Below are 9,151 nucleotides of genomic sequence, written 5' to 3'. Positions count from 1 at the left end.
CGCTGGTGGGCCCGGCACTGGTCGAGGACCGCGTCGACCATTTCGAACGGCACGATCCGGGTCAGCTCACCCAGATGCCCTGGCGTGAACACCCCACCGGCGGCACGCACGGTACGGGATATGACAACATGAGAGAACAAGGGGCTCCTTGATGTTGAACATGGTTGCAGCACAACCGTTCTGTCAAGAAGCCCCTTCTTCGTTCCCAGCGGCTAAGACCCTACTCGACACCCAAGCCCCAGCCCTAACCGAACGACATTGCCCCTAGACGGGGCCGAGGCCGACCAATGCCCGCGCGTAGTTCACCGTGGAGGCTCGGTAGCGCGGCAGGTGGGGCGCGAGCGCGACCAGCGCCACCGACAGGCCCTCGCGGTCGCGGCCCAGCTTGGCGAGGGTGAGTGCGGTGCACATGGCGACCGCGTCGTCCCATTCGTCCGACCGCCCGGCCTCGGCCTCGAGGATCTCGAGGGCCTCGTCTGCTCGGCCGGTCTCGCGCATCGACGAGGCCAGCTGGATGGTCGCCTGGCGGCGCCGCGAGGCGTCCAGGCCCGCTGCCAGCGCGCGCTCGTAGTAGCCGATCGCCTCGACCGGGCGCCCGGTCGAATCGTGCGCGCCGCCGACATTGAACGCCGCAAGCCCCTCGTCGGGGCACTCGGCCGCTAGGTCCTGCATCGCCTCGACGAACGCTCCGGGCTCGTAGTCGCCGATTCCCGCCCACAGGGCGGCCGCGCGCCGCTCCCAATCCTCAACCGTCACAGATGGAAATTTACTGCAGGAGCGGTGGAATCGCACAGCCTCGTCAAGGGGCGGCACCGCCGCCGTGAGGCGGGAGTCCGCAAGGTGAGCACCCGGCGTGATGTCCGTCGCGCGTAGGTTACGGTCCCGCCTCGACGGTTGCGGCCATCTGACGCAGCTTGGCAATGGCCGCGGCCGACGGTGATCCGGGCACCGGAACGTACATGATCAACCGCAGGTCGAAGCCGGTGACTTCGAAGACCTGGCAGTCGACCTCGATCGGGCCGGCGTCGGGGTGGTCGATCCGCTTGGTGGTCCGGTTCCGCACCCGCACCTCGTGATCGGCCCACATCGCCCCGAACTCCGGGCTGGCCCGCAGCAGCTGGTCGACCAGCGACCGCAGCGACGCATCGTTCGGATTGCGCGCCAGACCGGCCCGAACGTCCGCGACGCACTCGCGCAGGAACGCCTCGTGGTACGGGTCGGCGAGGTGCTCGGCGAAGTCCGGGGACGTGAAGCTTCTGCGAAGGATGTTGCGCTGCTCGGGTTCGAGCTCCTCCAGGAACGGCATGAACACCGCCGACAGGCGGTTCCAGGCGATCATGTCGTAGGCGGCGTTGACCACGAAGGCGGGAAAGTCTCCCAGGCCCCCCAGCAGGTTCAGGACGCTGTCGGGGACTTCCCGATCCGGCGGGATCGGATCGGGAGGGTCGCCGACGAGGTGGAACAGGTGGGCGCGCTCGTCGCGATCGAGCACCAGGGCACGGGCCAGCGCGCCCAGGACCTGAGCCGAGGGCTTGGGACTGCGCGCCTGTTCGAGGCGGATGTAGTACTCCACCGAAATGCCCGCCAACTGCGCGACCTCCTGGCGGCGGAGACCGGGGGTGCGGCGGCGAGAGCCCTCGGGGAGACCGACGTCGCCGGGCCGGATGGCGGCGCGGCGGACCCTCAGGAAGTCGGCGAGCTGCTGTCGATCCATACACGCAAGCCTGCCCCATCATGGCCGCTGCAACCAGGTACAACCGGTACCACGATAAACGGGGCTCTTTCCGCTCGGCCGAAACCGGCGGAGGCTCGACCCATGAACCAGAAGATCGCACTCATCACCGGCGCCAACAAAGGCATCGGATTCGCAACCGCCCGTGCGCTCGGCGAGCGTGGCGTGACCGTCCTGGTCGGCGCGCGTTCCGAGGAACGGGGCGAGAAGGCGGCCGCATCGCTTCGCGAGGAAGGGATCGAATCCGAATTCGTCCGGCTCGACGTGACCGACCAGGACTGCGTTGCCGCCGCGTCCGCCTCGGTGGGGCAGCGCCACGGCCGACTCGACATCCTCGTGAACAACGCCGGCATCGCCAAGGCGGACGGGAACTGGAACACCAGCGAGCTGACAGTCGCGACCGCCCGGGAGGTCTTCGAGGTCAACCTGTTCGGGGTCATCTCGGTGACCAACGCGTTCCTGCCGCTGCTCCGCAGGTCAGAGGCCGGCAGGATCGTGAACGTCTCCAGTGAGATCGGCTCGATCGCAACGATCCTGCGCCCAGGTCTGCCGTTCTCCGGAATGCAGCCGGGCGCTTACGGCACTTCCAAGACGGCCCTGAATATGCTGACCGTCTCCTACTCCGTCGAGCTGCGAGAGACCCCGATCAAGGTCAACGCGGTGACACCGGGCTACACGGCCACCGACTTGAACGGCAATCAAGGACTGCGAACGGTCGAGGAGGGCGCTCGGGCGGTGATCGACATGGCCCTGATCGGCGAGGACGGCCCGACGGGCTCGTTCCGCAGCGACGGCCGCATCGACTTTCTGGACGGAGAGGTCGTGCCCTGGTAGACCGGCCCGGGCCGAGCGCAGCGAGCACGATTTCGGACGGAGGCGTGGTGGGACGAATGGGCCGGATACCGCCCGGCTCGGGTCCGAAACCCGCCCTAGTGGACGGACTGCTGATGGTCGTCCTCGATGCGGTCGAGGAAGAATTCACGGATGTCCCCGGCAAGGAGTTCGGGGACCTCCATCGCGGCGAAGTGGCCGCCGCGGTCGAACTCTGACCAGTGCCGGATGTCGTAGATCCGCTCGGCCAGGGGCCGCACCGACTGGGTGATGTCATGCGGGAACACCGCGACGCCGAGCGGGACCGGGCACGGCTCGATCCGGCGCGGGGCGTCGTGGTGCAGCCGCGCCGAGGAAGCAGCGGTGGCGGTCAACCAGTACAGGGAGATGTCGGTGAGCATCCGGTCGTCGTCGACCGGCGTCGCGGGGTCGGTCCACTGCGCGAAGCGCTCGGCGATCCAGGCCAGTTGGCCCACCGGGGAGTCGGTCAGCGCGTAGCCGATCGTCTGCGGGGCCTGGGCCTGGAGTGCCTGGTAGGGCGGGCGGTTCGCCAGGAGCTGCCTGACCTTGTCCAACCGGGCCTCGTCCGTTTCCGACAGTTCGATGCCGGCCTCGGGGTCGGGCCGGGTCGGCAGGTAGTTGACGTGCACGCCGACGACGTTCTCTGGCGCCACCGCGCCGAGCGCGGTGGAGATGCCCGAGCCGAAGTCGCCGCCTTGCGCGCCGTAGCGCTCGTAGCCGAGGCGGCTCATGAGCTCGGCCCAGGCGCGGGCGATGCGGACGATGTCCCAGCCGCGCTCGTGGGTCGGCCCGGAGAAGCCGTAGCCGGGAATGGACGGGATCACCAGGTGGAAGTCGCGCGAGAGCGGCTCGATCAGGTCGAGGAACTCCAGGAACGAGCCGGGCCAGCCGTGGGTGAGGACCAGCGCGAGCGCGTCCGGGTTCGCCGATCGGACGTGGACGAAGTGGATGTTCTGGCCTTCGATCTCGGTGGTGTGGTGCGGCAGTTCGTTGAGTTCGGCCTCGTATGCGCGCCAGTCGTATTGGGTGCGCCAGTACTCGGCCAGGGCCTTGAGGCGCGCGAGCGGGAAGCCGTAGTCCCACCCGGCGTCGGCGACCTCGTTGGGCCAGCGGGTGCGGGCGAGACGGTCGTTCAGGTCGTCGAGGTCGGCTTGGGGAATGTCGATGCGGAAGGGCTCGATCATGGTCGCTGCTCCAGTGCGTTCATTGGGAGACAAAATATTTGGATTCCTAACGTTTGGGTGCCCAACGATAACATATTCATTGGTCTTCCCAACGATTCGATAGACTCGCTGGATGGAGCAATCCGAGGAGATGCCGGCCAGTTGGACGAGGCTGCCGAGTTGGCTGCTCAACAGGACGGCCGGCCACGCGCACCGCATCCTCGCGGACGGGTTCGCGTCGGTCGGCGCCAACGGCTACCACTACCGCCTGCTGGCCTCGCTGGAGGAGTTCGGACCGGCCAGCCAGGCTGCGCTGGGTCGCCGCAGCGGCATCCACGTCAGCGACCTGGTCGCGACGATCAACGAGCTCGCCGAACGCGGCCTGGTCGAACGAGCCCCCGACTCCGCCGACAGGCGGCGCAACATCATCTCCATGACCACCACGGGCGAACGTCACCTGCGTCGACTCGAGCGGCAACTGACCGACTCCCAGGAGAAGCTGCTGGCCCCGCTCTCACCCGAGGAGCGAAAGCGGCTGACAGAGCTCCTCTCCAAACTGCTCGACCACCACAACCGGTGAACCGGCACGCCTGCAGCGCCGCGCTGACCGGGAACGCTTCGACGACCGATCCGGTTCCGTCACGGCCGCCGGGTGCCCACCATCGTGGACAGGTCGGAAGCCAGGCGTACCTCGGCGGCCAGCAACGCCGGATGTTCGAGCCAGCTCAGCCGGGCACTGCCCGGTCGGCCATTCAGTCGTCGGAGTGAAGTCGTCGATGACGAGGCAACCCCCGGGACGCAGCAGCTTCTCGGGGTCGGCGGCAGCGCCACGCTTCCCGTTGCCGCCCCCGTCTGCGAGCGCAACCGCGGCCGAGACGTTTTCCGGCAGGTCCCGGAGGCCCGCATAGCTCTCTGTCCCCATGATGGACATCGGTACCACCTTTCCGGTCTCACGGCGTGGTTCAGCGCCGACGGCGCACGACGAACAGCGCTTCGAGCCATATTCTGTTCGGGCAAGAACATCGCCTGTTCGAAGGATTCTCGATCGCGCCCTTCCCGCAAATGTCGCCCAGTGCGGAACAGGACCTTGAATGAGTCTTGACGCTGACTGAATTGCCTCTATATGAGGGGTGATCGATTGAAATGGGCGTGTCCACATGCTATGTTCGGATCGCTTCTACGACATTGTCGACGATGGTTCCCCCTTGGCGGATCGGCACCACAGGGAGTGTCGTCCTGCCCGAGCCCTACCGTCGTCCCGCACCCCGATGGGATCGAGCATGGCCACCAACGTTTCGACCGACGCTTCGACTGCACCCCCGACTGACGAAGACGCGACTCCGCTCACCGCCGTCCGGCCGCCGCGCACGCTCGCGGTCGTCCGGATCGTCCTCGGCTGGGTCTTCCTGTGGTCGTTCCTCGACAAGACCTTCGGGCTCGGTTTCAACACTCCCGCAAACGAAGGCTGGATCGACGGCGGCAGTCCGACCGCCGGGTTCTTCTCCGGGATCGGCGGCGGCATGTACAGCGACATGTCAGGGCTGGTCTGGGCCGACTGGCTGTTCATGGCGGCTCAGGCCGGGCTCGGCCTCGCCCTCATCCTCGGCGTCCTGATGCGCCTGGCGGCCATCGGCGGCGCGATGCTCATGGCCGCCCTTTGGGTGTCGATGCTCCCGCTCGAGACGAACCCGATCGTCGACCCCCATTTCGTCTACGCGACCATGATGATCGCCTTCATATTCACCAACGCCGGCGACCGGTGGGGCCTCGGCCGCCGCTGGCAGCGCCTCGCTTTCGTCGAGCGTTTCCCCGTCCTCCGCTAGCGACAGGCCTAGCCGTCGACGGCGTCCAAGCGCTCTCGCGCGGTGGCGGGGGCGGCGGCGTGCCGGTTCATGTCCGCCCACGGGTCGGTCTTCTGCGCCAGGCGCCTGGCGATCGAAGCGGCGGTGAAGCCGTCGGGCGCAGACCGGCCCAGCTCGCTCCAGTCCAACGGGGTCGCCACCGAGGCGCCGGGCCGGGCGCGCAGCGAGTACGGCGCGATGAACGTCTGCCCGTGACCGTTGCGGTTGACATCGAGGAAGATCCGGTCGCCGCGGCGATTCTTGCGCTGCTGCGTCGTCAGCAGGTCGGGGTCGCCGTCGGCGAGGCGGGAGGCGATGTCGCCGGCCAGGCCGCGCACGAACGCGAAGTCGGCCGACCGGTCGAGCGGCGCGACTATGTGGTAGCCGCGCCCGCCGGTGGCCTGCAGGTACGGCGTGAGACCGATCTCGGTGTAGAGGTCCCGCGCCCGCCGGGCTACCGAGCGGAGCGTGCTCACCGGGACGCCTGAGGGCGGGTCGAGGTCCATCACCAATCGGTCGGGGTGGTCGAGCCTGTCCGCGGTCGCCGTCCAGATGTGGAACTCGATGGTGCCCAGGTTCGCCAAGTACATCAACGTCGCGGCGCTGTCGCACACGACGTACCGGACCGCGCCTTCACTGCGTCGGTGCGGCACCTCGACGGTGCTGATCCAGTCGGGGAAGTAGTCGGAGGCGTCCTTCTGGAAGAACCCCTCGGTTCCGATGCCGTCGGGGAAGCGGCGCAGCGTCAGCGGCCGTCCGGCCAGATGCGGGATCATCGCGTCGGCGACGGTGTCATAGTGGATGAACATGTCGCCCTTGGTGAAGTGATCCTCCGGGAACAGCTCTTTGTCGAGTTTGGAAATCTTGATGTCGTGTCCGGCCACGTGGACCGTCGGTGGCGCCATGTCAGACCGTCTCCCTCACTACGTCCTCGGCCGGTTTGTCCGGGCGCCGGCCGAGGTATCGCGGATGGCGGAGCATCCCGTCGCCGGTCCATTCGCTGAAACCCACCTGCACCACCATTTCCGGACGGATCCAGTGCGGGCCCCGCTCTCGCACCGGATCGGCGAACGGGCTCTCGTCCTGCGCCAGGGCCTCCATCCGCTCGCGCAACTCCCGCAGAGTCCGCCGGTTGTACCCGGTGCCGACCTTGCCGGCGTACCGCAGCCTGCCGCGGCCGTCGTGATACCCCACCAGCAGCGCCCCGAAGCCGGTGCGTGAACCCTGCGGGTCGGTGAAGCCGCCGACCACGAACTCCTGGCCGCGCACGCACTTGAACTTCAGCCAGTCCTTCGACCGGCCGCTCCGGTACCGCCCGTTCGCCCGCTTGGCGATCAAGCCCTCCCAGCCGCGCTCGCACGCCTGCCTGTAGAAGGCCTCGCCCTCGGTGTTGCGGTGAGTGGTGAACCGCAGCGGGTCGCGGAATTCGAACGCGTCCCGCAGGATCCGCTTGCGGTCCCGCAGCGGTAGGTCCGTCAGGTCCTTCCCGTCGTAGGACAACAGGTCGAACAGGTAGTAGTAGACGTCGACGCCGGTCGCGGCGATGCGGGCGGACCCGGTGAGGTGGATGCGCGCCTGGAGGCGGGCGAAGCTCGTCTGTCTGCCGTCGAAGGCGACGATCTCGCCGTCGGCCACGAACCTGGAGCCGCCGAGTTCACCGAGCGCGTCGACGACCTCCGGGAAGCTCTCGTCGATGCGCCGCTCGTTGCGCGACCACAGCTGCGGCCTGCCCCCGTCCCGGACCGATATCGCGCGCATGCCGTCGAGTTTCCGTTCGAAAAGCCAATCGGCGTTCGAGAACCGACGCTCGGTGAGCGTCGCGAGCATGGGCTCCCGGAAGCCGGTCATGCCCGGGCCAAATCCCGGTTGGTGAGCCCTGACAGCACCGATGCGAGCTGCGTCTTGGCCGGTTTGCGGCGCCGGTCGGCGCCCTCGTCGCTCATCTTGACCAGCAGCCAGTCCTTGCCTTCACCCATCCTCGTCAGCGCGAAGCCGCCGGTGAGCCTCTCACCGTCCAGCCACACCACGACGTGGCCGTGCTCGACCGCGTCGGCGATCGGGACCGGTTTGCGCCGCTTCTCGGTGAGGTTGCGGTAGGTGCCGGTGTCCCAGACGATCACCGTGCCGCCGCCGTACTCGCCGGACGGGATCCGACCCTCGAACTCGGCGTAGTCGAGGGGATGGTCCTCGGTCTGGACGGCGAGCCGCTTGTCCGCCGGGTCGAGCGACGGCCCCTTCGGCACGGCCCAGGACACGAGCACGTCCTCGACCTGCAACCGGAAGTCGAAGTGCAGCCGCGCGGCCTCGTGGCGCTGGATCACGAACCGGTCGCCCGCGCCCCGCTTGCGTCCGCCCGCAGGCTCGCCGGACTTCGACAGGTCCCGTTTCGCCCGGTATTTGGCCAGCTTATCCCCCCGATTCATGCGCCGGAGGTACCCGGCCCTCGGTCGCGACAAACCGCCGCACTGATCCGCCGCTCGCCTGTTCGGGACGTCTGACCAGGTGAAATGTGCGCGGGGCCGCTACGCGAGGATTGACTACATAAGGAACATGAACAGTGACCGTCTGTGTCATGCTGTTGGCATGGCAGCGGTCTGGAAAGGTGTGATCGCGTTCGGGCTGGTGAGCATCCCTGTCAGCCTGCGCGCCGCGACGGGGAGCCACGATCTCTCCCTGCATCAGTACCACGCGGCCGACTCGGGTCGGATCCGCTACCGGAAGATCTGCGAACTCGACGAGGAGCCCGTCGAGCCCGAGGAGATCGTCAAGGGCGTGGAGGACGACGAGACCGGCGAGGTGATCCTCCTCGACGACGATGACCTCGAGGACCTGCCGGTGAGCTCGTCGAAGACCATCGAAGTGGTGCAGTTCGTGGACGGCGAGCAGATCGACCCCGTTCACTATGAGAAGTCGTATTACGCGGAGCCGGGCAAGGGCGCGGCCAAGCCGTACCTGCTGCTGCGCGAGGCGCTGCTCGATTCGGGCAAGATCGCCATCGTGAGGGTCACGCTGCGTCGGCGAGAGAGCCTCGCCGCCCTGCGGCCTCGCGACGAGGTGCTGATGCTCCACACGATGCTGTGGCCCGACGAGATCCGCAAACCCGAGGTCAGCGGCCTCGAAGGTGAGGCACGGCGGCAGGAATTGGAAATGGCGGGCACGCTCATCGACACCATGTCAGGCGACTGGCACCCCGAGGATTACAGCGACACCTACCAGGAGGCCCTGGAAGAGCTCATCGAGGCGAAGAAGGAAGGGCGCACGGAGGTGGTCAAGGTGTCGAAGGAGGAGCCGAAGGCGAAGGTCATCGACCTGGTGGACGCGCTCAAGCAGAGCGTCGAGGCGAGGGAGGGCAAGCGCAGGCCGGCGAAGAAGGCGGCCAAGAAGACGACCACCCGCAAGAAGACGGCCAAGAAGGCCGAGAAGAAGTCGAGCAAGAAGGCCGCGAAGAAGTCGACGGCGCGCAAACGCAAGAGCGCCTGAAGCGGCTACCGCCGCCCGAGACAGCGATGCTCGCGGGCCATCCGCCGCCGGACTGTCCACCACACCGGGAAACCTCAGACAAC

General features: G+C 67.7%; 10 protein-coding genes. 4 read left to right on the top strand and 6 right to left on the bottom strand.

Annotated features, from left to right (window positions below; translation table 11 throughout):
* Positions 1 to 264: 264 nt before the first annotated feature.
* The gene (locus tag ACYVL2_RS09620; protein WP_460542608.1) at positions 265 to 756 is read right to left on the bottom strand and encodes a tetratricopeptide repeat protein; all 492 of its coding nucleotides are present in this window, start codon (positions 754 to 756) and stop codon (positions 265 to 267) included.
* A 118-nt stretch (positions 757 to 874) separates the two neighbouring features.
* Positions 875 to 1,714, bottom strand: coding sequence for a helix-turn-helix transcriptional regulator (locus ACYVL2_RS09615; protein WP_460542606.1), 840 nt, complete (start codon positions 1,712 to 1,714; stop codon positions 875 to 877).
* Between the two features lie 102 nt (positions 1,715 to 1,816).
* Here ACYVL2_RS09615 and ACYVL2_RS09610 point away from each other — a divergent pair, with 102 nt between their 5' ends.
* On the top strand, positions 1,817 to 2,566 hold the full coding sequence (locus ACYVL2_RS09610; RefSeq protein WP_460542604.1) for an SDR family oxidoreductase: 750 nt from the start codon (positions 1,817 to 1,819) through the stop codon (positions 2,564 to 2,566).
* Between the two features lie 95 nt (positions 2,567 to 2,661).
* Here ACYVL2_RS09610 and ACYVL2_RS09605 read toward each other — a convergent pair whose 3' ends face one another.
* Positions 2,662 to 3,768, bottom strand: coding sequence for an epoxide hydrolase family protein (locus ACYVL2_RS09605; protein WP_460542602.1), 1,107 nt, complete (start codon positions 3,766 to 3,768; stop codon positions 2,662 to 2,664).
* A gap of 112 nt (positions 3,769 to 3,880) precedes the next feature.
* On the opposite strand from ACYVL2_RS09605, the gene ACYVL2_RS09600 reads away from it, so the two are divergent.
* Positions 3,881 to 4,327, top strand: a complete 447-nt coding sequence (locus tag ACYVL2_RS09600; protein WP_460542600.1) for a MarR family winged helix-turn-helix transcriptional regulator — start codon at positions 3,881 to 3,883, stop codon at positions 4,325 to 4,327.
* A 700-nt stretch (positions 4,328 to 5,027) separates the two neighbouring features.
* A complete protein-coding gene (locus ACYVL2_RS09595) occupies positions 5,028 to 5,570 on the top strand; it encodes a DoxX family protein (protein WP_460542598.1) in 543 nt (180 codons plus the stop codon).
* An 8-nt stretch (positions 5,571 to 5,578) separates the two neighbouring features.
* Here ACYVL2_RS09595 and ligD (ACYVL2_RS09590) read toward each other — a convergent pair whose 3' ends face one another.
* Genes ligD (ACYVL2_RS09590) through ACYVL2_RS09580 form a run of 3 tightly spaced genes read right to left on the bottom strand, consistent with a single transcriptional unit; the run spans position 5,579 to position 8,011 of the window.
* Positions 5,579 to 6,493, bottom strand: coding sequence for a DNA polymerase domain-containing protein (ligD, locus tag ACYVL2_RS09590; RefSeq protein WP_460542596.1), 915 nt, complete (start codon positions 6,491 to 6,493; stop codon positions 5,579 to 5,581).
* Position 6,494: 1 nt separating this feature from the next.
* Positions 6,495 to 7,436 carry an ATP-dependent DNA ligase gene (gene ligD / locus ACYVL2_RS09585; RefSeq protein WP_460542594.1) on the bottom strand — a complete coding sequence of 314 codons (942 nt, stop codon included), beginning with the start codon at positions 7,434 to 7,436 and terminating at the stop codon, positions 6,495 to 6,497.
* Positions 7,433 to 8,011 (bottom strand): DNA polymerase ligase N-terminal domain-containing protein, encoded by a 579-nt coding sequence (locus tag ACYVL2_RS09580; RefSeq protein ID WP_460542592.1) that lies wholly within the window; start codon positions 8,009 to 8,011, stop codon positions 7,433 to 7,435. The genes ligD (ACYVL2_RS09585) and ACYVL2_RS09580 overlap by 4 nt, the downstream gene beginning before the upstream one ends.
* Positions 8,012 to 8,171: 160 nt before the next feature.
* On the opposite strand from ACYVL2_RS09580, the gene ku reads away from it, so the two are divergent.
* On the top strand, positions 8,172 to 9,068 hold the full coding sequence (ku, locus tag ACYVL2_RS09575) for a non-homologous end joining protein Ku (protein ID WP_460542590.1): 897 nt from the start codon (positions 8,172 to 8,174) through the stop codon (positions 9,066 to 9,068).
* Positions 9,069 to 9,151: the final 83 nt, after the last annotated feature.

The sequence above is a fragment of the Glycomyces halotolerans genome (genome assembly GCF_054779575.1).
This window is presented reverse-complemented; position numbering and strand designations above follow the sequence as displayed.